Below are 21,268 nucleotides of genomic sequence, written 5' to 3'. Positions count from 1 at the left end.
CTCACGGGGCAGTTGGCAGGAGATGCCATGCAGGTGGCAGGCGTTCCTGCCCCTTTCAGTCTGCTGGCGGGACCACCCCCCACGTTGTGAACGGGTCCCGCCCGGAGGGGAATTCAGTGTTTTCTGCGTTGTCCATACGTAGCCGAGGTGCCGCCCGGCTCGCCGCGGTGACCGTGTCGGCGGGTCTGGCCGTGGCGGGCGGAGTAACCCTCGCGGGCCCGGCCGCGGCGGAAGAGGCGCCACAGCACCGGGGCGGCGCGATCGCGACGCTGGGCGGGCTGCAGACGTACGACCAGGCGATCATCCGTGACAACGGCAGCTCGCAGCAGGTGCCCGCCGGACTCTTCGAGATGTCCGTGGAGGGCGGCGGCACCCTGAAGACGTACTGCATCGACATCCTGAACCCCACGCAGAAGGACGCCAAGTACGAGGAGACCCCCTGGAGCGGCACCTCGCTGAACGGCAACCGTGACGCGGGCAAGATCCGCTGGATCCTGCAGCACTCCTACCCGCAGGTGAACGACCTCGCGGCGCTGGCCCGCAAGGCGGGCGTGGGCTCCCTCACCGAGCAGACCGCCGCGGCCGGCACCCAGGTGGCGATCTGGCGGTACTCCGACGGCGCCGAGGTCGACGCCCTCGACCCGAAGGCGGAGAAACTCGCCGACTATCTGTACAAGAGCGCGCGCGGCAGCGCGGAACCCAAGGCGTCGCTGACGCTGGAGCCGCCCGCCGTGTCGGGCCGTGCGGGGGAGCGGCTCGGTCCGGTCACCGTGCGGACCGACGCCGAGTCGGTGACGGTGACGCAGCCCGCGGACTCCGCGGCGAGCGGTGTGAAGGTCGTCGGGAAGAACGGCAAGGCCGTGCAGTCCGCGGGCGACGGCAGCCGTCTCTACTTCGACGTGCCGAAGGGCGCGCCGGACGGTTCGGCCGCACTCTCCGTGCAGGCGTCGACCACCGTGCCGGTCGGCCGGGCCTTCGCCTCCGAGACCAGGAGCCAGACACAGATACTCGCGGGCTCCAGCGAGTCGACGGTGTCCGCGACGGCGACCGCCGACTGGGCCGCCGAGGGGGCGCTCCCCGCGCTCTCCGCCGAGAAGAACTGCGCCGAGAGCGGCATCGACATCACCGCGGTCAACAAGGGCGACAAGCCCTTCACCTTCCGCCTGATGGGCTTCAAGCACACGATCAAGGCGGGCTCCTCACAGACCGTGACGATCCCGCTGCAGGAGGACCAGCCCTACGACTTCACGATCAAGGGGCCGAACGGCGTCGAGAACCGCTTCAAGGGCGTGCTCGACTGCCGGACGGCCGGCGACACGATAGACAGCAAGGCCCAGCCCGTCTCCGAGCCGAGCCCCGCCTCCGCGGGCGGCACCTACGGCGGCGGCGACCTGGCAGAGACCGGCAGCTCCAGCAACACCCCGATGATCCTCGGCATCGCCGTGACGTTCATCGTGCTCGGCGGCGCCGCGGTCTTCTTCCTGCGCAAGAAGGACGCCCCGGCCCAGGCTGCGGACACCTCCACCTCGACGGAGGAGTGAGGCGCCGGTGGTCCCGTAGTCCCGGCGGACAACCATCCGGTTTCCGCCGGGGGGTGGCCGTCAGGCAAGATGGGGTGTATCTGCCCACTCACTGATTGCCGGACGGTTTCTCTTGGCTGAGTACATCTACACCATGCGCAAGACGCGCAAGGCGCACGGCGACAAGGTGATCCTCGACGATGTCACCTTGAGCTTCCTTCCTGGCGCGAAGATCGGTGTCGTGGGCCCCAACGGCGCCGGTAAGTCCACGGTGCTGAAGATCATGGCCGGTCTGGAGCAGCCGTCGAACGGTGACGCGTTCCTCTCGCCGGGGTACACCGTCGGCATCCTCATGCAGGAGCCGCAGCTCGACGAGTCGAAGACCGTCCTGGAGAACGTCCAGGACGGCGCCGCCGAGATCATGGGCAAGCTCAAGCGCTTCAACGAGGTCGCGGAGCTCATGGCGACCGACTACTCCGACGAGCTCATGGAGGAGATGGGCAAGCTCCAGGAGGACCTGGACCACGCCAACGCGTGGGACCTGGACGCCCAGCTCGAGCAGGCCATGGACGCGCTCGGCTGCCCGCCCGGCGACTGGCCCGTCACCACCCTCTCCGGTGGCGAGAAGCGCCGTGTCGCGCTCTGCAAGCTCCTCATCGAGGCGCCCGACCTGCTCCTCCTCGACGAGCCCACCAACCACCTCGACGCCGAGTCGGTGAACTGGCTGGAGCAGCACCTCTCCAAGTACGCCGGCGCCGTCGTCGCGGTCACCCACGACCGGTACTTCCTGGACAACGTCGCCGAGTGGATCCTGGAGCTCGACCGCGGCCGCGCCCACCCGTACGAGGGCAACTACTCCACGTACCTGGAGAAGAAGCAGTCCCGCCTCAAGGTCGAGGGCCAGAAGGACGCCAAGCGCGCCAAGCGGCTCAAGGAAGAGCTCGAGTGGGTGCGGTCCAACGCCAAGGGGCGCCAGGCCAAGTCCAAGGCGCGTCTGGCGCGCTACGAGGAGATGGCCGCCGAGGCGGACAAGATGCGGAAGCTGGACTTCGAGGAGATCCAGATCCCGCCGGGCCCGCGTCTCGGCAGCATCGTCGTCGAGGTCGAGAACCTCTCCAAGGCCTTCGGCGACAAGGTCCTCATCGACGACCTGAGCTTCACGCTGCCGCGCAACGGCATCGTCGGCATCATCGGTCCGAACGGCGCGGGCAAGACCACGCTGTTCAAGATGATCCAGGGCCTCGAGCAGCCCGACTCCGGCAAGATCAAGATCGGTGAGACGGTCAAGGTCAGCTACGTCGACCAGGGCCGCGCCAACATCGACCCGAAGAAGACGCTGTGGGCCGTCGTCTCCGACGAGCTCGACTACATCAACGTCGGCCAGGTCGAGATGCCCTCGCGGGCGTACGTCTCCGCCTTCGGGTTCAAGGGGCCGGACCAGCAGAAGCCGGCCGGCGTGCTCTCCGGTGGTGAGCGCAACCGCCTCAACCTGGCGCTGACCCTCAAGGAGGGCGGCAACCTCCTCCTCCTCGACGAGCCGACGAACGACCTGGACGTCGAGACCCTCTCCTCGCTGGAGAACGCGCTCCTGGAGTTCCCGGGTGCCGCTGTCGTGATCTCCCACGACCGGTGGTTCCTCGACCGGGTCGCCACGCACATCCTGGCGTACGAGGGCGACTCCAAGTGGTACTGGTTCGAGGGCAACTTCGAGTCGTACGAGAAGAACAAGATCGAGCGCCTGGGCGCCGATGCGGCCCGTCCGCACCGCGCCACCTACAAGAAGCTCACGCGAGGCTGAGGCGGCTGTGGCTCGACACATATACCAGTGCCCGCTGCGCTGGTCGGACATGGATGCCTTCGGGCACGTCAACAACGTCGTCTTCCTGCGGTATCTGGAAGAGGCGCGCATCGACTTCATGTTCCGGCTCGCGCCCGGTGACGGGTCGCCGTCGTTCTCCGGCGGGTCGGTCGTGGCCCGGCACGAGATCGACTACGTACGGCCGTTGGTGCACCGGCACGAGCCGGTCACCGTCGAGTCGTGGGTGACGAAGATCGGTGCCGCTTCGCTGACCATCGCGTACGAGATCAAGGACGCGGACCAGGTGTATGTGCGGGCCTCGACCGTGGTCGTGCCGTTCGACCTGGAGGCGCAGCGGCCGCGGCGGATCACCGCCGAGGAGAGGTCGTTCCTCCAGGAGTACGTCGACGACAGTGCCGACAGTGGCTCGGGGGCGCTCGCCGCATGACCTCGCGGCTCCACTTCGCCGATGCCGGGGAGGCGGCGGACCTCGCCGCCTTCCTGGCCAGGCTGATCCACTACGACAAGGCAGCCGCCGTACGGCTGCAGGCCGCCGGGGACACGCTCGCCGTGTTCGGGCGGCCGCCGTCGTTCGAGGTGCTCGTCGTCCGGACGGCGCGGCTCGCCAAGCCGTACGAACACGGGATCGACACCGCGCTGGACGTCACCGTCTCGGCCGGTGAGTTCCTGGAGTGCGTCGGTGAGTCGGCGGAGTCCCTGGAGAGCGCGGGGGTCGCCGATGTCCCGGAGGCCGTCACCGGGCCGCCGTGGGCGGGCGTGCTGCCGCCGCGCGGCGGCTGGCGGCCGGAGCCGGGACTTCCGGCTCCGGACGCGGTGCGGTCCCTGGTCAAGCAGGCCGTGGCCGAATTCCGGGCCCGCGTCGAGGAATTGCCCGCCGAGCGGCGGGTGCGGGCCGAGCTCGACCGGCTCGGGCGGGAGATCTGGTCCCGGCCCGTCGGCGACACCGAGCTGCCCGTACGGGCCGCGCACGCGGCGCAGACCCTGGGATTCCTGCGCGGAGAAGCGCTGACACTGCTGTCGGCCGGGGCGTGGCTGCGGTTGCGTACGGCCTACGGATCCGTCGCGGTGCGCCGGGCGGGTGCTTCGGGGCTCTCCGTCACACCCGCCTAGCCTCGCGGCGCTCCGAGGGGCGGTCTGAAGGGGTGGTCAGCCCTCGGAGTTGACCATGGACGCCGCCGCGTACGTCAGGTAGTTCCAGAGCGTGCGCTCGTGCTCCTCGGAGAGGCCGAGCTCGTCCACCGCCGCACGCATGTGCTTCAGCCAGGCGTCGTGCGCGGCCCTGTCGACCGTGAACGGCGCGTGCCGCATGCGCAGCCGGGGGTGGCCGCGGTTGTCGCTGTACGTCCGGGGACCGCCCCAGTACTGCATCAGGAAGAGCGCCAGGCGCTCCTCGGCCGGGCCCAGGTCCTCCTCCGGGTACATCGGTCGCAGCAGCGGGTCCTCCGCGACCCCCTGGTAGAAGAGGTGCACCAGGCGTCGGAAGGTCTCCTCGCCGCCGACCTGTTCGTAGTAGGTCTGCTCCTGAAGCGTGCCGCGCGGGATCTCGTTCACGCGTTCCATGGTCTCAGACGGGACGGCCGAGGACGGAAGGCTTAGGACCATCGCCTCGCATCGACGGCGACGGCGCAGCACAGTGGACCTATGGAACCCGATCCTGTGCTGCTCACCGAGGCCCGGACCGCCCTCGTGCGCGAGATCGAGGCGAGCGGGGCCTGGCGGGACGACCCGGCCTGGCGGGAGGCGTTCAGAGCCGTGCCGCGGCACCTGTTCGTGCCCTACTACTACCTGGGCGTCGTCGGCGGATACGAGCGGCTGTGGGGCGAGGACCCCGACGACCGACGCCGTACCCGCTGGCTGCGCGGCGCCTACGCGGACGCCCCGCTCGCCACCCGGGTGCGCGACGGGGAACTCGTCTCGTCCAGCAGCCAGCCGTCCCTGATGGCGAAGATGCTCGTCGAACTGGACGTACGCGAAGGCGACCGCGTCCTGGAGATCGGCGCAGGCACCGGCTACAACGCGGCGCTGCTCGCCCACCGGCTCGGCGACGACCACGTCACGACCGTCGACCTCGACCCGGAGATCACGGAGTCCGCGCGGCGGCATCTGGCGGCCGCCGGGTACCACCCCGCCGTGGTGACGGGCGACGGTGCGGCCGGCTGCCCCGAGCGCGCGCCCTACGACCGGATCATCGCCACCTGCACCCTCAGCTCGGTGCCCAGGGAGTGGCTCGCCCAGTGCCGCCCCGGTGCTCGCATCCTCGCACCCCTTGCCACCGGTCTGATCGCGCTGACCGTGCGGGACGCGGAGCACGCCGAGGGGCGTTTCCTGCACACCCCCGCGTACTTCGTGCCGCTGCGCGGCGGCGGCGCGAGGGCCCCGCAGGAGCAGCACATCGGCGGACTGCCGCGCAAGGCGCTGCAGAACGAGCTGTTCCGCTTCCTTCTGGAACTGACCGCGGGCAGCCTCGATCCGCACGAAGCGCTCGCGCTGTGGCAGCGCGAGGGGCGGCCGGTGCGCGAGCGCTTCGGGATCACGGTGAGCGGGGCGTACGAGTGGGCCTGGCTTGACGACCCCGAAGGGCCGTACGTCTGGCCTCTCTGACGGTTCGCCTCGGCCTCGCCTCGGTCTCGCCCCAGCCTCGACTCAGTCCCGGCGGATCGTGATCGTCGTCCAGGCGCCCACGTGCACCTGATCGCCGTCCTGGAGCGGGACGGGGACGAACGGCTGGATCGGGTCCTCGCCGCCGTTGACCGTCGTGCCGTTCGTCGAGTTCTGGTCGACGACCGCCCAGCTGCCGTCGGGCTGCTGGACCAGGACCGCGTGCTGGTGCGAGACGCCCGGGTCCTCCGGCGGCACCGACAGGTCGATGTCCGGGGTGTCACCCGTGGAGTGCCGACGGCGGCCGATGCTGATCTGGTTGCCGGCCAGCGGGCGCTGCTGCTCCGGCGAGTACGCGGGCAGGTTCAGCCCCGACGCCTCGGGGCCGCTGCGCTGCATCATCGCCATGAAGTACTCGCGGTCGGGACCGATCGTCACCGTCCAGGTGCCGGGACCCTGCTCGGCCTGCGGAGCCTGCGGCTGCTCGGCGCCCTGCTGGAAGGGCTCCTGCGGGAAGGACTCCTGCTGGGACGGGGGCGAGGACGGGGGCGAGAGCACCCAGTCGTCGTCTCCGCCGCCGAAGGAAGGGCCGCTGGGGCCGGGCGGCGGCGGGGGCGGGCCCTGCGGGCCGCCCTCCTGCGGGAACGCGGGGGGCGCGGGCGGGCCCGGCTGCTGGAACGCCTGGGGGGCACCGGGGGGTGCCTGACCCGGCCGACCGGGCTGCGGGCCGGGCTGGCCCGGCTGACCGTGACCCTGGGGGCCGTGGCTCTGCGGACCGTGCCCCTGCGGGCCCGGACCGGGCTGACCCGGGATCGGCTGACCGTGGCCCTGCGGACCCTGGCCCTGCTGGCCGGGTCCCTGCTGGCCAGGTCCTTGCCGGCCAGGCCCCTGAGGGCCGGGCCCGTGCGGACCGGAATTCTGCGGACCGGGACCCTGGGGACCACCCGGGCCCTGGGGGCCCGGACCCTGCTGGCCGCCACCCGGGCCACCGGGACCGCCGGGACCACCAGGACCGCCACCGTTGCCGAACGGCGGGATCGGCTCCGCGGGCCGGTTCACCTGCGAGGGACGCGAGCCCTGGTACTCGTACCCGGGCGGCGGCTGCTGCTGGAACTGCTGCGGCGGGTTCGGACCCGGCGGCATCCCGGGGCCGGCGCCCGGACCCCGCCCGGGACCGCCGCCGGGACCGCCGTGCGTGGCCGGCAGCGGCGGGTTCGGCGCGGCAGGCGTGTACGACGTCGCCGTGTTGGTGAGGAAGTTCCAGCGGCACTCCTCGCAGAACGGCGCGTTCGCCTCGCGGGGCGTGCGGCACTGCGGGCAGAGCTGCCCCTCCGGAGCCGGATCCGGCACGGCGGCCAGATGCGGGCGCCCCGGCGCGGGCTGCGGGAAGCCCGGGTCCTGGCCGGGCGGCGGCGGGGGATAGCCGTACCCGGCCGGGGGCGGCGGCGGGGGAGGCGGCGGTACGGCACCGGCCATGCGGTGACCGCAGACCTCGCACCAGTCGTCGGAACCCGACTGGTGTCCGTTCGGGCAGGTCGGCATGTCGGCGCTTCCCCCTCTCCTTCTCCGGCCCGAGGGCCGTACGTACTGCGTCTGTGCTGCTTCTGTACCGTCCGCGGCGCCGGAGCGCCGCGCTACCGCTCTGTCACGAGCGGCTACTGCTTCTTCACGCGAACAGTTTTCGTCGACCGTGTCTCGAGTGTCATCTCGTCGGCCTCGGCGACCTTCGCCTTCAATCGAACAGTACCTGCCGCGGCATCCACGACGTCCACCACCTTCGAAAGCAGTTTCGCCGTATCGGCGTTGCCCGAGGCGCTCGCGAGCTGGACGGCGCGGCCCAGTTTGGCCGTCGCCCCGTCGACATCTCCCGATTTGCGGGCGTCCAGTCCCTGCTGGATGACTTGCGCCAGTTCGGCCTGGCCGGTGTAGTGCGCGACCTGCGGATTCATCGAGGTGGAGGCCGCCATGTCGTCCGTCCACACCGCCCGCACGAGGCCCTGCGACAGCGTCTGCGCGCTGCCGTCCCCCTGCGGCACGACCAGCGAGACGCGGGCCGCGAGCATCTCCTGGCCCAGCTCGGCACTCGGCACCTGCACACAGATGTGGTAGTCGCGGGACTCGTCGCCCCAGGACCCCGTGGGGTAGTCCCCGGCGCGCGGCCCCGCCTCTGTGCGACGGTCCGTCAACTCCTCGACCCGGGGCGCCACTTGCTTGACGAACTTGATCTCCACGCCCATCGGCGTCCACAGCCGCAGGCTGACGTCGGCGACCTCCTTGCCCATCGCCGTCTCCATCATCTGCGTGAAGTCGGCGGCGAGCCCGGCCGGATCGGCGACGATGTCGGCGGTGCCGAGCAGCGCGGAGGCTATCCCTGTGACCTCCTTCACCTCCCAGTCCGTGCCGACGCCGCGGGCGTCGCAGGTGAAGCGGCCCGCGCAGGAGTCGAGCGCGGCCTTGAGGTCGTCCGGCGACTCGTGTTCGTTGCGGCCGTCGGTGAGCAGGATGCCGTGCCGGACCGCGGTCGGGGCGATGTCGGCGGAGGCCAGGAGGCGGTCGGCCAGGCGCAGCCAGGTGCCGATCGCCGTGCCACCGCCCGCGCTCAGCCTGCGCAGCGCCTGCTTGGCCTGTTCACGGGTCTGCGGTCCCGCCACCGCGAGGCGGCCGCCGCCCGGATAGACCTCCTTGGCGATGTGCGTGCCGCCGATCACCGCGAAGTGCACGCCGTCGCGGAGCGCGTCGATGGCGGCGGCCGTCGCGTCCCGCGCGCCCCGCATCTTCGTCGGCGGGTAGTCCATCGAGCCGGAACAGTCGACCATGATCGCCACGGCGGCGTCCGGGCTCCGCCCCGCCGCGTACAGGTGCGGTGCGCGCACCGCCGAGCCGATCGTCCCCCCACCGGTCGACGTGACCGTGGCGATGGCGTTGACCTCCCGGCCGCCCTCCGGGAGGTACTCGTTCTGATAGACCTCCACCGAGAACTGCGGCACGTTCGGTTTCGAGAAATTGGCCATGGAACTGCTCCCCCTCAGATCCTGAAAAACCTCACGGCCCCACGAGCCGGTACGGCCCCCCGCCCGGCTCCGGGCCGCTCCTGCCTCTGTCTAGGCCGATCCTGCCCCTTGCGGCACGTACGGGAACGGGACGACGGCCACTGTTACGTTGTCGTGGCCCCCGCCGTCCAGCGCGTGACCGACGAGCACCTGGGCGCTGTGCAGCGGCCGGTCCGCGGCGTCGGCGGGCACCGCGTCGGCCATCTCCTCGACGGCTTCGGCGTAGTTCCACAGCCCGTCCGTGCACACCACCACTACACCCGCACGGTCCGGCTTGAAGGAAGCGGTGTGCGGCTCCAGTTCGTACGCGTCGGCGCCGAGCCAGCCCGTGATGGCGTGCGCGCGCTCGTCGGCGTAGGCCTCGGCCTCGTTCATCAGGCCCGCGGCGACCATCTGCGCGGCCCACGAGTCGTCCTCGGTCAGGCGGACGGTGGGACCGCTGCGGTCGTCAGGGACCCAGTAGGCGCGGCTGTCGCCGACCCAGCCGACGACGAGCAGGCCATTGGCGACGACCGCGCCGACCAACGTGCAGGCAGGCGCGTTCTGATGGGGGCTGTGCTCGCGGGCCGACGCGGGCTCGGCGGCGAGCGCGTTGACGGCGTCGGCCGCGGCGAGGATCGCCTCGTGCATCGCCTGCTGCGGGTGGGTGCCGCGAGGCAGCGCCGCGAGCAGCGACTCGTTGGCGGCGCGGGAGGCGGCGAGCGAGGCCTCGTCCGGGCGGGTCGCCGAGGAGACGCCGTCGCAGACGATCGCGACGACGGCGGGGGAGCCGTCGGACAGCGCGGCCGCGGAGATCGCGAAGGCGTCCTCGTTGCGGTGGTGGCGCAGGCCGCGGTCGCTGACCGCGGCGACCGCGTCGAGCTCCTGCTCCATGTGGTCGCGCTCGCGCGGCTGGGCGTGCCCGCAGTTCTCGCAGTACCCGTCCGGGTCGACCCGCCCCGAGCGGCAGGCCACGCAGAGCTTGGTGCCGGCGGGGGGCGTGGGGTCGGGCATGTCCGTACGCGGGTCGGTGGCGGCCGCGGGCGCGGTCCCCGCGGCGGCGGGGGCCGGCAGCGGGTACTCGTCCGGCTCGCTCAGGCCGTCGGGGTGCTCCGGGGCCACGGCCTCGGGGTCCACGGCCTCGGGGGCGGCGGGCAGTTGGCCGCCCGCCGAGTCGGTGCCCCGCAGGTCCGTCGGGAGGTGGGTCGGCACCGGCGTGTCGGAGCTGTCGACCTCCGGAGCGTCGGGCCACTCCGACGGGTCCCCGTCCGGGACGGCGCTCCCCGACCGCGCGGATCCGTTGGGGGAGACGTCCGGCCGCGGTGGCACCGCCGACAGGTCGAACCCGCACGCACCGCAAAACAGGTCACCCGACTCCAGCGGCTCCTCACAGCTGGGGCAGGCAGACAGCTGGGGCATCTGCGACATACTCACACCCACGTCCGGGGGCGGAAACGGTTGGCCCGTTCCACCAGTTCGATCCTCTCATCGCCACCCTGTGCGAGCCGGGCCAGCGTCCGGTACGAACGCTCCAGACCGAACCGGAGTCCGCGCTCGTCCAGGTCGCTGCCGAGCAGTACGGTCCGCGCCCCGGCGGCGGCCGGTGGTGCGGAGACGTGACCAGAGTGCCTACCGGAGAGTACCCAGTCGAGCGCCGTCCCCAGAACCTCGGTCGACAGACGCTCCCTGCGCACCGCGTCGAGACCGAACCCGGCGAGCGCCTCGATCTGGCCCGCGGCCGCCCTCAAGTCGTCCAGCAGAGCGGTGTCCGACGGGACCGCCGCCGTGTCCGGCGCCAGCCTCTGCCGCAGCCGCGCCCGCACCGCCGCGACCCGGGCCGCGGTGTAGTGGATGGACGACTCCGGCACCGACTCCAGAGTGCGCACGGCACCGGCCCTGTCGGCGGCGGCGAGCTGCACCCGGGCCAGGCCGAACGCGGCGCTGACATAGCTGGGATCGGTCGTCCACACCAGGCGGTAGTACTCCGCGGCGTTGTCCAGCTGGCCGAGGACCTCCGCGCAGACGCCGAGCGCCAGCTTCGGCGCGGGCTCGCCGGGGAACGCGTCGTAGACCGCGTCGAAGGAGAGCGCCGCGCTCTCGAAGTCACCGGTCGCGAGGGCCGCGACGCCCCGGTACCAGACCACCCGCCAGTCGTCCGGGTGCTGGAGCTCCAGCTCGGCGAGGGCCTGGGCGGCGGGCGCCAGTTCACCCATGGCGAGCCGGGCGCGCAGACCGCGCAGCCGCAGCTCCAGGGAGTCGGCGGGCGCCGCGCCCAGCGCGGTGATCAGCTCGGCGGGCGCGGAGGCGATGAGTCCGGCGAGGAAGCCGGCGTTCGGGTCGTTCGGGTCCACGAGGGGGACGGGCAGCGCGAGGGCGGTCGCGGTGGCGTCGATGGCCCGCACGATCCCGGTGCCGCCCGCACCGCCGGCCTCCCCCGGGGCCCCCGCGACGGCGCGGGCGCCCAGCCGGGACACCTCCCCGGTCAGCTCCGCGAACAGCTCCGTGTCAGGGACCTTCACCTCGGGGCCGAACAGCGTGGAGAGCGCGGGCCGCGGCAGCCCCGTCTGCAGCGCCACGACCTCCCGCAGGACGCCCGTCAGCTGCTCGGCCATCTCCTGCGCGGAGGCGAAGCGGCGGGCCGGGTCCGGGTCGGTGGCGCGGACCAGGAGGCGGTAGAAGGACTCGTACTTCCGGAAGACCTCGATGTTGTCGGGGTCGGGCAGGGAGTCCACGAACACGTTCGTATAGCCCTGGAAGTCGAAGGTCAGGACCGCGAGCGTACGCGCCACCGTGTAGAGGTCGGAGGCCACCGAGGGCCCCACTTCGGCTACTTCGGGGGCCTGATACCCGACCGTGCCGTAGATCGCGGACTCGTCGTCGTCCATCCTGCGGACCGCGCCCATGTCGATGACCTTGAGCTGGCCCTCGGTCTGGATGGCGTTGTCGACCTTGAAGTCGCAGTACAGCAGATTGCGGCTGTGCAGATGACCGAGGGCTTCGAGGGCCTCGATGCCGTACGCGCACGCCTGTTCGACCGGCAGCGGATCGCGTCTGCCGTCCGGTGTGCGGCGGCTGTTGGCGATCTCCTTGAGGGACTTGCCGCCGACGTACTCCATGACGATGTAGCCGTCCATGGAGCCGGTGCGCTGGTCGAGGTGCTCGACGAAGTTGTAGATGCGGACGATGTTCGAGTGCTCGATCTCGGCGAGGAAGCGGCGCTCGGAGATCGCCGCGGCCATCGCGTCCTGGTCGCCCGTGTCGAGGAGGCCCTTGAGGACCACCCAGCGGTCGGACACCGCGCGGTCGATGGCGAGATAGACCCAGCCGAGGCCGCCGTGCGCCAGGCAGCCGACGACCTCGTACTGGCCGTGCACGATGTCGCCGGTGTTCAGCTTCGGCACGAAGGAGTAGGGGTGGCCGCACTTGGTGCAGAACCCCTCCGTGCGGCCGGGCCGCTCGCCGCGGGCGCGGCCCACCGGCGCACCGCAGTCGGAGCGGGAGCAGAATCGCTTCCGCTCGGGCACCTCGGGGTTCTTCTGCACCGCCTCGCGCGGGTCGGGACGCGGCACGTCCGGCACGGTGACCAGGCCGACGCCGAGCCGCCCGCGGGCCGAGGACGAGGCTGCCGAGCCGGAGCTGCGCACCGACACCGACCGGGACGTCGAACCGCCCGAAAGGGACCGCGAGAGCCGGCCCGAGACCGACCTGCGCGAGGACTGCGAGCGGGACGAGCGCGAGGACGACCTGGAGGACGACCGCGAGGACGAGCGGGCGCTGGAACTGCCGCTGCCCCGCGACCCCTTGCCGCCCGCCGTGATGCCGGTCGGCGTCGATCCGACCATGCCGTTCGGCGCGACGACCGGGGCGAGCCCGCAGGTGTCGCAGTACAGCTCACCGCCGCCGAAGTCGTCGTAGCTGCCGGTGCATGTGGGGCGCTGACACTGACGCTGGCTCACGATTCCCCCGTCCGGTCGGCGGGCCCGCCCTGCTGCGGGACCCTCGGCGCGAGCACTTCGGCGGCGGCCTGCTGATAGCGGAGGACCGCCTGCTCCGCCACGCGGAGGTCGCAGGGCGCGCTCCACAGCATCCGGCGCGCCGCGTCGTACCGCTCGATGAGCAGCGGGTCCTCGGCGTGGCCGTGCCGGGCGACCTTCGCCTTGTACGCGTCAAGGCGGCCGCGCAGTTCGGCGCGGACCGCGAGCGGTGCCGTGACGGCGCCCAGCGACTCACGGGCGCGCATCAGCTCGTCCTCGGCCTTCTGCTCCAGGGACTCCAGGAGCGGGGAGAGACGGTGCCACTGGCCGTGCCTGCGGTACTCGGCGGCGGTCGCCAGCTGTTCCTGCAGGGCGGTCGGCGGGCCGCTGACGGCCGGCACCTCGGAGGCGGCGATCTTCGCGAGGACCTCCCCGCGCGCGGAGCGGGCCTCGGCGAGGGTGCGGTCCGCGCGGGAGAGCACGTCGCGCAGCTTGCCGAGGCGGGCCTCCGCGTCCTGGCGGACGGTGAGCACCGCGTCGATCTCACGGCGCACCTCCTCCAGGGCGCGTGCCTCGCGGTCGTAGCGGTCGGTCGCGGGACGGCCGCCGCCAGGGGCCGAACTGCCCTGCGCGGGCACCCAGAAGGCCAGCGGGTCGGAGACCACCTGCTCGCGCAGGGCGGTCAGGGTGCGGGTGATCCGCTCCAGGTCGTCGCCCGAGGGGTGCTCCCCCGGCCGTACGCCGACGGAGTGCGCGAGCTGGCGGGTGCGGGCCAGCTCGGCGGCGAGCAGGTCGATGCGGGCGGGCAGCGCGGACCACACGGCGTCGGCGGCGACGACCATGTCGAGGGAGTGCGCGTACAGGTCGTTCATCCGGGTCACGAGCTCTTCGAGCGTGAAGCGCTCGGTCAGCCTGGCGGGGCCGGTGATCGACGAGGAGGCGCCCGACGAGGTGCCGCCCGCGACGGTCACGGACTCGCCGCGCAGCAGTTCGGTCAGCTCGGCGAGGTCGTCCCTGCTGGGCCAGCGCCGGCGCTCGCGCACCTCGTGGGCCGTGCGCAGGGCGCCCGCGTAGGCGTCGAAGTAGGCCCAGAGGAGCGTGATCCGGTTCTCCGTGGCCGCCCAGCGCTCCTCGGTGACGCCGGTGAGCCTGGCGCCTTCGAGGAGGCGGCGGCCCGCGTGGTCCTGGAGGGCGAGGAGCGAGGTCTCGATCGCCTCGTGCTCGGCGTCGAGCCGCGCCAGCGCACGGTCCACCTCGTCCCGGTCCATCACCGGACCGGGGGGTCCCGTGACGCTCATCGATCACCTCTCCGCTGTGCGTTGCCGTGACTCTTCAATCGTGACTCTTGAGTCGTAACTCTTCAGTCGTACCAGGTCGGTTGTCGGCTCCGGGTCAGTCCTCCGGGTCAGTCCCGGTACTCGGGGGCCGGCGGGCCCGGCGACTTGCCGAGGCCGCCCTTCAGCCACTTGTCGTACGACTTCTCCCAGCCGTCCTTCGTGTCCTTGCGGTAGTCGTCGAGGACCTTGTTGACCCGGCGGACCAGGTCGTCCGAGCCCTTCTTCATCGCCACGCCGTAGTGCTCGGTGGTGAACGGCTCCTCGCCCTTGAGCTCGACCGTCGGGTCCTGCGCGGCCTGGCCCGCGGCGAGCGCGCTGTCGGTCACCACGGCGTCCACCTCGCCGAGCTGGAGCCGCACGAGGCAGTCGAGCTGGTTGGGCACCGTGGTGGAGATGTCGGCGCCGAAGTCCTTCTTCTTGAGCTCTTCCTCGGCGATGGAACCGGAGGCGGTGCAGATCTTCTTGCCGGCGAGCGAGGAGTTGTAGCCGGTGATGTCCTTCCGCTTCTTCGGGGCGAGGACCTGCTGGCCCGTCTCGAAGTACCCGGTGGAGAAGTCGACGTCCTTCAGGCGGTCGCAGTTGATCGTCATCGTGCGGACGACCATGTCGACCTGACCGCTCCGGATCGCCTCGATGCGCTGGTTGGTGGGTATGGCGCGGAAGACGATGGCGTCGCGGTCTCCGAAGATCTCCTCGGCGATCTCCCGCGCGAGGTCGATGTCGAAGCCTTCGAGCTTGCCGCCCGCCCCGTTCGGATCGCGGTAGCCCCAGCGGTAGCTGTTCTGGTCGACGCCGACGACGAGCTTCTTGATCTCGCGGTTCTTGATCCGGTCGATCGTCGGGCCGTCCTTGGACGAGGGGCGCAGGCTGCGGTCGTTGCAGTCGTCGGCATCGGCCCGCGCGGGCGCGGCCACGGTGGTGCCGGGACCTCCGCGGTCCGCGCCGTTCCCGCCGGTGCCGCGGTCCGGGAGGACCAGGACGAGCGATCCCGCCAGGGCGCAGGCGAGGCCCATCGCGCCCACGCCGCCCCAGCCGCGCAGCCTGGCCGTGCTGCGCGGCGTCGCCGTGCCGGGTCGTGTCCGCATCGTCCGCGCGCCCCCTGCCACCTCTGGCCCCATCACCTCTGGCTCCATCACCTCTGGCTCCATCACCGGTACTCCGAAAGCCTGCGGCCGATGCCGAGCACGGCGCCCGCCGCGCCGAGGACCGCGAGGACGGCGGCGCCGACCGCGAGGCCGCTCATGGCGCCCCTGCCGTCCTGTGCCGCCCGCTGGAACTCGCGCTGCTCGTGCGCCAGGGCCCGGTCGAGGGCCGCGTCCACGTTGTCGAAGCACTCGCCGGTCGGCTTGTCGGCCTTGGCGCCGATGACCTTGTCGAGGGCTCCCTGATAGTCGCCGGAGTCGTCGCTGGAGCGGGCCACCTTGTGCCGGTCCTTCCATACGCCGACGTTCTCCGCGGCCTCGGCGACCGGGTTCTTCCCGGCGTCGTCGTCGGCGAGCTCGGCCGCCCTGCCGAGCAGTCCGCTGTCGGCGCCGCCCAGCTGCTTCATCTGCGCGCGGTACGCGACGTCGAACTTGTCCTCCGACTCGCCGCGCACCTCGGTGGTCTCGGCGCCGCGGCTGACCAGGGTGAGGTTCTCGTTGCCCCGGGCCTTCAGGGAGCTGATGCGGGCGTCGTTCAGGACGTTCAGGGAGCGCACGCCGTCGTCGTACGACTCGTTGAGGCCCGAGCGCGCGACGGTGTGGCCGACGACGAGCCAGAGCAGCACGACGGTCGCGGCCGCCGTAGCGGCGAGCAGGCCGTGGTTGAACACCCGGTTCGTGCGGCGGTAGTTGCGGTGCTGGGCCCAGCCGAGCGCGGCGAGCGCGAGGATGCCGAGGGCGATGGCGAACCAGGGGTACGGCTTGGCGTTTCCGTAGTCGGAGCTCAGCCGGGCGTTCTCCGCCTTGTAGAGCTTCTCGGCGGCCGGGAGCATCTGGGTCTGCATCTTGTCGTTCGCGTACCGCAGATAGGCGCCGCCCAGCGGGAGGCCCTGGCGGTTGTTGGCGCGGGCGCGCTCGATCAGGCCCGTGTACTCGGGGAGGAGCTTGTTCAGCTTGCCGACGGAGGCCGCGGACGACGAGTCCGAGCCCGCGTTCGACGCGGCGGTCGCCAGCTTCTCGGAGGCGCGCTCGATGTCGCGCTCGTACCGTGCGCGGACGGCGGCGGGCTCCTGGCCGCCCGCGAGGAAGCCGCTGGACGCCGCGGTGTTGGCGTCCGCGAGCGAGCGGTAGATGGCGGCGGCGTCGGCACTCAGCGGCTGGCTGCGGTGCAGCACGTCGTCCGCGGCGGCCGAGCGCTCCGTCATCTGCCAGGTGGTGACCGCCCCGAACGCGACGACGAGCAGGGCCAGGACGGCACCGATGATGCGCAACCTGCCCGGTTCCGTGGTCGCGGCGGCGCGCAGCCGGTCGACGCCCTCGGACCACGCCGTGCGGCGGCGCGCGGGGGTGCCGGCGGTGGTGGCCGCGGGCGGCGCGGGCGGCATGCCGGGCGCGGGCGGCGTGCCCGGTGCCTGTGGCGGCACGGTCGGCATCGTCGGCGCGGGCCGTCCCGGTGCCTGCGCGGGCACGGTCGGTGCCTGCCCGGGCGGGCCCGGCGGCACCGCGCCGCCGTTCGGCGGATGTGTCACCTTGACCTCGACCTCCCCCTCGGTCATCGGACGGGTCTCTCCGCCCGGCACGCGCGGAGCGGGAAGAAGTGCACGGCCGCAAGTATTGCCGCAGGGACAGACATCCGCACAGGCCTTGACTCGATCTTGTGCGGATCCCCGCCTCGGAACCCCCCGCCCCCGCCCCGGAACCCCCTGCCTTGGAACACGAGATCGAGGGGTGTTCGGTTCCCGCCGCTAGTAATGCGTCCGCACGCGCGCGTACACCTCGGGCGGGGCCCCCACCCGGTCGAGGCCCAGCAGCGCCGCGCCGAGCACGGGACGCGCGACGACCACTTGGGGCACCGACTTGGGCGCCCGTTCTGTCAGCAACGCCCGCACCCGGCCGTCCAGTTGCGGATGGCGCGCGGCGAGGACGCTGCCGCCGAGCAGCACCGGCGCCTCCTCGTCGAGCAGCCCGAGCCGCTCCAGGGCCACGGTCGCCATGGCCACGACCTCGTCGGCCATCCGGTCCACCAGCGACCGCGCCACGGAGTCGCCCGCCGCCGCGGTGGCGAACAGGACCGGCGTCAGCTCGTGCCGGCGCACCGGGGCGATGTGGCCGAGGTGCAGCGCCTCGATCAGCGCGTACATGGAGACCAGGCCGAAGTGCGCGGGCAGCGTCTCGCGGAGCGCGGTCGCCGGGCCGCGGCCGTCCTCGGCGCGCGCGGCGTGCCACAGCGCCTCCTCGGCGAGGCCGCCGCCCCCGCCCCAGTCGCCGGAGATGCGGCCGATGGCGGGGAAGCGTGCGGTGCGCCCGTCCGGCAGCATGCCGACGCAGTTGATGCCCGCGCCGCACACCACGGCGACACCGCGCGGCTCGGCGTCCTCCAGGAGCCCGGCGCGCAGCACGGCGAAGGTGTCGTTGCGCACGTCGACCGAGGACCCCCACCCGCGCCGCCGCAGCGCGTCCCCCAACTGCCGCTCCTCGACCGGCAGATCGGCGTTGGCGAGACACGCGGACACATGCCCCACGGAGTCGACGCCGGCCTCGGCGAACGCCTGCGTCACCGCGTCCGCGAGCACGTCCACTGCGGTCTCGACGCCGACCTTCGGCGGCTGGAACCCGCCGCCGCGGGCCGCGCCGACGACGCGCCCGTCGGCCGCGACCACCGCCACGTCGGTCTTGCTGTTGCCCGCGTCGATCGCGAGCACGCTCGTGCCTACGCCCACGCCAGGTGCTCCCGGTTGTGCGCGATCAGGCTGTCGGTGAGCTGCTCGGCGTACGCGTACTGGCCGACGAGCGGGTGGGCGAGCAGCGCCTTGAAGACGCGCTCGCGGCCGCCGTGCAGCGCGGCCCGCAGCGCCAGGTCCTCGTACGCGGTGACGTTCGCGACGAGCCCCGCGTACAGCGGGTCGAGCTCCGGCACGGCGAGCGGTTTGGCGCCCGTGCCGTCCACCGCGGCCTGCACCTCGATGACCGCGTCGTCCGGCAGGAACGGCAGCGTGCCGTTGTTGACGGTGTTGACCACCTGGTAGGGGCTGCCTCCGTTGCCGAGCAGCGAGGCCGCCAGGTCCACGGCGGCCTCCGAGTAGAAGGCGCCGCCGCGCTTGGCGAGCAGCTCCGGCTTCTCGTCGAGCGCCGGGTCGCCGTACATCTCCAGCAACTGCCGCTCCATGGCCGCCACTTCCGCGGCGCGCGACGGCTTCGTCCGCAGCTCGTCGACGACGGCGTCGTGCTGGTAGTAGTAGCGCAGGTAGTACGAGGGCACGACGCCCAGCCGGTCGACGATCGCCCGCGGCATGCGCAGGTCCTCGGCGACCGCGTCCCCGTGCTCGGCGAGCAGCTTGGGCAGGATGTCCTCGCCGCCGGGACCTCCGAGACGTACGCCTGTCTCCCACGTCAGGTGGTTGAGCCCCACGTGGTCGAGGTGCACCTCGCCCGGCGCGACGCCGAGCAGCTTCGCGAACTTGCGCTGGAAGCCGATCGCCACGTTGCACAGGCCGACGGCCTTGTGCCCGGCCTGGAGCAGCGCCCGCGTGACGATGCCGACGGGGTTGGTGAAGTCGATGATCCAGGCGTCCGGATTCGTACGCCGTACGCGCTCGGCGATGTCCAGGACCACCGGGACGGTGCGCAGGGCCTTCGCCAGGCCGCCCGCGCCGGTCGTCTCCTGGCCGACGCAGCCGCACTCCAGCGGCCAGGTCTCGTCCTGCTGACGCGCCGCCTGCCCGCCGACGCGCAGCTGGAGCAGCACCGCGTCGGCGTCCGCGACGCCCGCGTCCACGTCGGACGTGGTGACGATGCGGCCCGGGTGGCCCTGCTTGGCGAAGATGCGCCGGGCGAGGCCGCCCACCAGCTCCAGGCGGTCGGCCGCCGGGTCCACGAGGACGAGCTCCTCGATCGGCAGGGTGTCCCTCAACCGTGCGAATCCGTCGATGAGTTCGGGTGTGTAGGTCGACCCTCCGCCGACCACTGCGAGCTTCATATCGGTTCTCAGCCCTTTACTCCGGTGAGGGTGACGCCTTCGACGAAGGCCTTTTGTGCGAAGAAGAAGACGATGATGACGGGGGCCATGACGAGCAGCGTCGCCGCCATGGTCATGTTCCAGTTGACGCTGTGGGCGCTCTTGAACGACTCCAGGCCGTAGCTCAGCGTCCAGGCGCCGGGGTTCTGCGCCGCGTAGATCTGCGGGCCGAAGTAGTCGTTCCAGCAGTAGAAGAACTGGAAGAGGGCGATGGCGGCGATGCCGGGCTTGGCCATCGGCACGACGATCTTCACCAGGGTGCGGAACTCACCGCACCCGTCGACCTTCGCCGACTCGATGTACTCCTTGGGGATCGTCAGGAGGAACTGCCGCAGCAGGAAGATCGAGTAGGCGTCGCCGAACGCCATCGGGATGATCAGCGGCCACAGCGTGCCCGACAGGTGGAACTGCTGGGCCCACACCAGGTACATCGGGATCACGATGACCTGCGGCGGCAGCATCATCGTGGAGATGACGAGCAGCATCGCGGTGCGCCGGCCGCGGAAGCGGAACTTGGCGAGCGCGTACGCCACGGGGATCGCCGAGCAGACGGTGAAGAGGGTGCCGAGACCCGCGTACATGAGCGAGTTGCGCCACCAGTCGAGGAAGCCCGGCGTCTCGAACACGGCCTTGTAGTTCGACCAGTGCCAGGAGTCGGGCCACAGCTCGCCGCTCATCGCCTGCGAGTCGCTCATCACCGACGTCAGGAAGACGAAGACGAACGGCAGGACGAACAGCAGCGCGACGGCTATCGCGACGCTGTGCACGGCGATCCAGTGCAGGATCCGCTTGCGGCGGGCGCGGGCGGCGGCGGGCCCCCGGTTCGGGGCGGTCCGTTCGGCGGCCGCGGGCGCGGGCGCGCTGAGAGTCGTGGATGTCATCGAAGTCCTCAGTCCTCCGCCGCGAGCAGCCCGGAGCGCTTGCGCATCAGGAGCATCGTCACGGCCATGGCGATGGCGAAGAGCACGAGCGAGAGCACGCACGCGGCGCCGGTGTTGAAGTTCTGGAAGCCCATCTGGTAGACGAGCTGGGGGACCGTGAGGGTCGAGTGGTCCGGATAGCCGGGCTGGATGACGGATCCCGGGCCGATGTTGACGCCGGAGGCGACCTTCCCCGCGACCAGGGCCTGTGTGTAGTACTGCATGGTCTGCACGACGCCCGTGACCACGGCGAACATCACGATCGGCGTGATGGCGGGCCAGGTGACGTACCGGAATTTGGCGAACGCCCCGGCGCCGTCCAGGTCGGCCGCCTCGTACTGCTCCTTCGGTACGTCGAGCAGCGCGGCCATGAAGATCACCATCAGGTCGCCGATGCCCCACAGGGAGAGCAGCACCAGCGACGGCTTGGCGGTGTCCGGATCGTTGAACCAGTTGGGCCCGGAGATGCCGACCGCGCCCAGCATTTCGTTGACGGGTCCCGTGCCCGGGTTCAGCAGGAAGACGAAGGCCACCGTGGCGGCCACCGGCGGGGCGAGATACGGAATGTAGAAGGCGGTACGGAAGAACCCGACGCCCGTCTTGATCTTCGTGATGAGCAGCCCGAGCGAGAGCCCGAAGACCACCCGCAGCGCCACCATGATCACGACCAGCCAGAGCGTGTTCCACAGGGCAGGGCCGAAGAGGGGCATCTGCTCGAACACGTACTTCCAGTTCCGGAGGCCCACGAAGGTGGGCTCCTTGATCTGGTTGTAGTGCATGAACGAGAAGTAGACGGTGGCGATCAGCGGATACGCGAAGAAGACGCTGAAGCCGACCAGCCAGGGGGAGAGGAAACCGAGCGTGCGCAGTCTGCGGCGCGCGGGATTGGAGAGGGTCATTGCCATGACGGGGGT

At 71.8% G+C, this 21,268-nt stretch carries 17 protein-coding genes; 5 read left to right on the top strand and 12 right to left on the bottom strand.

Annotated elements, in window-relative coordinates; all coding sequences use genetic code 11:
* Positions 1–128 precede the first annotated feature (128 nt).
* The 4 genes from ACH4D5_RS02940 to ACH4D5_RS02925 all read left to right on the top strand — a co-directional run bounded on the left by ACH4D5_RS02940 (position 129) and on the right by ACH4D5_RS02925 (position 4,449).
* Positions 129–1,541, top strand: a complete 1,413-nt coding sequence (locus ACH4D5_RS02940) for a Cys-Gln thioester bond-forming surface protein (protein WP_398297883.1) — start codon at positions 129–131, stop codon at positions 1,539–1,541.
* A 112-nt stretch (positions 1,542–1,653) separates the two neighbouring features.
* Positions 1,654–3,318 (top strand): energy-dependent translational throttle protein EttA, encoded by a 1,665-nt coding sequence (gene ettA / locus ACH4D5_RS02935; protein ID WP_398297881.1) that lies wholly within the window; start codon positions 1,654–1,656, stop codon positions 3,316–3,318.
* Positions 3,319–3,325: 7 nt separating this feature from the next.
* Positions 3,326–3,766: an acyl-CoA thioesterase gene (locus ACH4D5_RS02930; protein ID WP_398297879.1), complete on the top strand. Its 441-nt coding sequence runs from the start codon at positions 3,326–3,328 to the stop codon at positions 3,764–3,766.
* Positions 3,763–4,449: a hypothetical protein gene (locus tag ACH4D5_RS02925; protein WP_398297877.1), complete on the top strand. Its 687-nt coding sequence runs from the start codon at positions 3,763–3,765 to the stop codon at positions 4,447–4,449. Before ACH4D5_RS02930 ends, ACH4D5_RS02925 begins: the two co-directional genes overlap by 4 nt.
* Before the next feature lie 36 nt (positions 4,450–4,485).
* Here ACH4D5_RS02925 and ACH4D5_RS02920 read toward each other — a convergent pair whose 3' ends face one another.
* A complete protein-coding gene (locus tag ACH4D5_RS02920) occupies positions 4,486–4,899 on the bottom strand; it encodes a globin (RefSeq protein ID WP_398297875.1) in 414 nt (137 codons plus the stop codon).
* A gap of 81 nt (positions 4,900–4,980) precedes the next feature.
* Between ACH4D5_RS02920 and ACH4D5_RS02915 the strand changes: the two genes are divergently transcribed.
* Positions 4,981–5,940: a methyltransferase domain-containing protein gene (locus tag ACH4D5_RS02915; RefSeq protein WP_398297873.1), complete on the top strand. Its 960-nt coding sequence runs from the start codon at positions 4,981–4,983 to the stop codon at positions 5,938–5,940.
* A gap of 42 nt (positions 5,941–5,982) precedes the next feature.
* On the opposite strand, the gene ACH4D5_RS02910 is transcribed toward ACH4D5_RS02915, so the two are convergent.
* From ACH4D5_RS02910 to ACH4D5_RS02860, 11 genes are all read right to left on the bottom strand, one after another.
* Complete coding sequence (locus ACH4D5_RS02910) at positions 5,983–7,479, bottom strand: FHA domain-containing protein (protein ID WP_398297871.1); 1,497 nt, start codon at positions 7,477–7,479, stop codon at positions 5,983–5,985.
* A gap of 113 nt (positions 7,480–7,592) precedes the next feature.
* Positions 7,593–8,948: a VWA domain-containing protein gene (locus ACH4D5_RS02905; protein ID WP_398297869.1), complete on the bottom strand. Its 1,356-nt coding sequence runs from the start codon at positions 8,946–8,948 to the stop codon at positions 7,593–7,595.
* 90 nt (positions 8,949–9,038) lie between these two features.
* Positions 9,039–10,394 carry a PP2C family protein-serine/threonine phosphatase gene (locus tag ACH4D5_RS02900; protein ID WP_398297867.1) on the bottom strand — a complete coding sequence of 452 codons (1,356 nt, stop codon included), beginning with the start codon at positions 10,392–10,394 and terminating at the stop codon, positions 9,039–9,041.
* 2 nt (positions 10,395–10,396) lie between these two features.
* A complete protein-coding gene (locus tag ACH4D5_RS02895; protein ID WP_398298511.1) occupies positions 10,397–12,925 on the bottom strand; it encodes a tetratricopeptide repeat protein in 2,529 nt (842 codons plus the stop codon).
* Positions 12,919–14,238, bottom strand: coding sequence for a hypothetical protein (locus ACH4D5_RS02890; protein WP_398297865.1), 1,320 nt, complete (start codon positions 14,236–14,238; stop codon positions 12,919–12,921). Before ACH4D5_RS02890 ends, ACH4D5_RS02895 begins: the two co-directional genes overlap by 7 nt.
* A 107-nt stretch (positions 14,239–14,345) precedes the next feature.
* On the bottom strand, positions 14,346–15,362 hold the full coding sequence (locus ACH4D5_RS02885; protein WP_398297863.1) for a glutamate ABC transporter substrate-binding protein: 1,017 nt from the start codon (positions 15,360–15,362) through the stop codon (positions 14,346–14,348).
* Positions 15,363–15,424: 62 nt separating this feature from the next.
* Positions 15,425–16,948: a hypothetical protein gene (locus tag ACH4D5_RS02880; RefSeq protein WP_398298509.1), complete on the bottom strand. Its 1,524-nt coding sequence runs from the start codon at positions 16,946–16,948 to the stop codon at positions 15,425–15,427.
* A 216-nt stretch (positions 16,949–17,164) separates the two neighbouring features.
* Positions 17,165–18,139, bottom strand: coding sequence for an N-acetylglucosamine kinase (locus ACH4D5_RS02875; RefSeq protein WP_398297861.1), 975 nt, complete (start codon positions 18,137–18,139; stop codon positions 17,165–17,167).
* Positions 18,130–19,395 carry a 6-phospho-beta-glucosidase gene (locus ACH4D5_RS02870; protein ID WP_398297859.1) on the bottom strand — a complete coding sequence of 422 codons (1,266 nt, stop codon included), beginning with the start codon at positions 19,393–19,395 and terminating at the stop codon, positions 18,130–18,132. The genes ACH4D5_RS02875 and ACH4D5_RS02870 overlap by 10 nt, the downstream gene beginning before the upstream one ends.
* An 8-nt stretch (positions 19,396–19,403) precedes the next feature.
* Positions 19,404–20,315 (bottom strand): carbohydrate ABC transporter permease, encoded by a 912-nt coding sequence (locus tag ACH4D5_RS02865; RefSeq protein WP_398297857.1) that lies wholly within the window; start codon positions 20,313–20,315, stop codon positions 19,404–19,406.
* An 8-nt stretch (positions 20,316–20,323) separates the two neighbouring features.
* On the bottom strand, positions 20,324–21,259 hold the full coding sequence (locus ACH4D5_RS02860; protein ID WP_398297855.1) for a carbohydrate ABC transporter permease: 936 nt from the start codon (positions 21,257–21,259) through the stop codon (positions 20,324–20,326).
* Between the last annotated feature and the right edge of the window lie 9 nt (positions 21,260–21,268).

It is taken from the genome of Streptomyces sp. NPDC018029 (assembly GCF_044327655.1).
Lineage (GTDB): Bacteria > Actinomycetota > Actinomycetes > Streptomycetales > Streptomycetaceae > Streptomyces.
Note: the sequence above shows the minus strand (reverse complement) of the source record. Positions and strands in the feature narration are given on the sequence as shown.

Bases quoted from the DNA above. Each gene is read 5' to 3' on its own strand.
- ACH4D5_RS02900 (WP_398297867.1), bottom strand. From the start codon at position 10,394: ATGTCGCAGATGCCCCAGCTGTCTGCCTGCCCCAGCTGTGAGGAGCCG.
- ACH4D5_RS02890 (WP_398297865.1), bottom strand. From the start codon at position 14,238: ATGAGCGTCACGGGACCCCCCGGTCCGGTGATGGACCGGGACGAGGTG.
- ACH4D5_RS02870 (WP_398297859.1), bottom strand. From the start codon at position 19,395: ATGAAGCTCGCAGTGGTCGGCGGAGGGTCGACCTACACACCCGAACTC.
- ACH4D5_RS02860 (WP_398297855.1), bottom strand. From the start codon at position 21,259: ATGGCAATGACCCTCTCCAATCCCGCGCGCCGCAGACTGCGCACGCTC.
- ACH4D5_RS02920 (WP_398297875.1), bottom strand. From the start codon at position 4,899: ATGGAACGCGTGAACGAGATCCCGCGCGGCACGCTTCAGGAGCAGACC.
- ACH4D5_RS02925 (WP_398297877.1), top strand. From the start codon at position 3,763: ATGACCTCGCGGCTCCACTTCGCCGATGCCGGGGAGGCGGCGGACCTC.
- ACH4D5_RS02905 (WP_398297869.1), bottom strand. From the start codon at position 8,948: ATGGCCAATTTCTCGAAACCGAACGTGCCGCAGTTCTCGGTGGAGGTC.
- ACH4D5_RS02915 (WP_398297873.1), top strand. From the start codon at position 4,981: ATGGAACCCGATCCTGTGCTGCTCACCGAGGCCCGGACCGCCCTCGTG.
- ACH4D5_RS02885 (WP_398297863.1), bottom strand. From the start codon at position 15,362: ATGCGGACACGACCCGGCACGGCGACGCCGCGCAGCACGGCCAGGCTG.
- ACH4D5_RS02910 (WP_398297871.1), bottom strand. From the start codon at position 7,479: ATGCCGACCTGCCCGAACGGACACCAGTCGGGTTCCGACGACTGGTGC.
- ACH4D5_RS02865 (WP_398297857.1), bottom strand. From the start codon at position 20,315: ATGACATCCACGACTCTCAGCGCGCCCGCGCCCGCGGCCGCCGAACGG.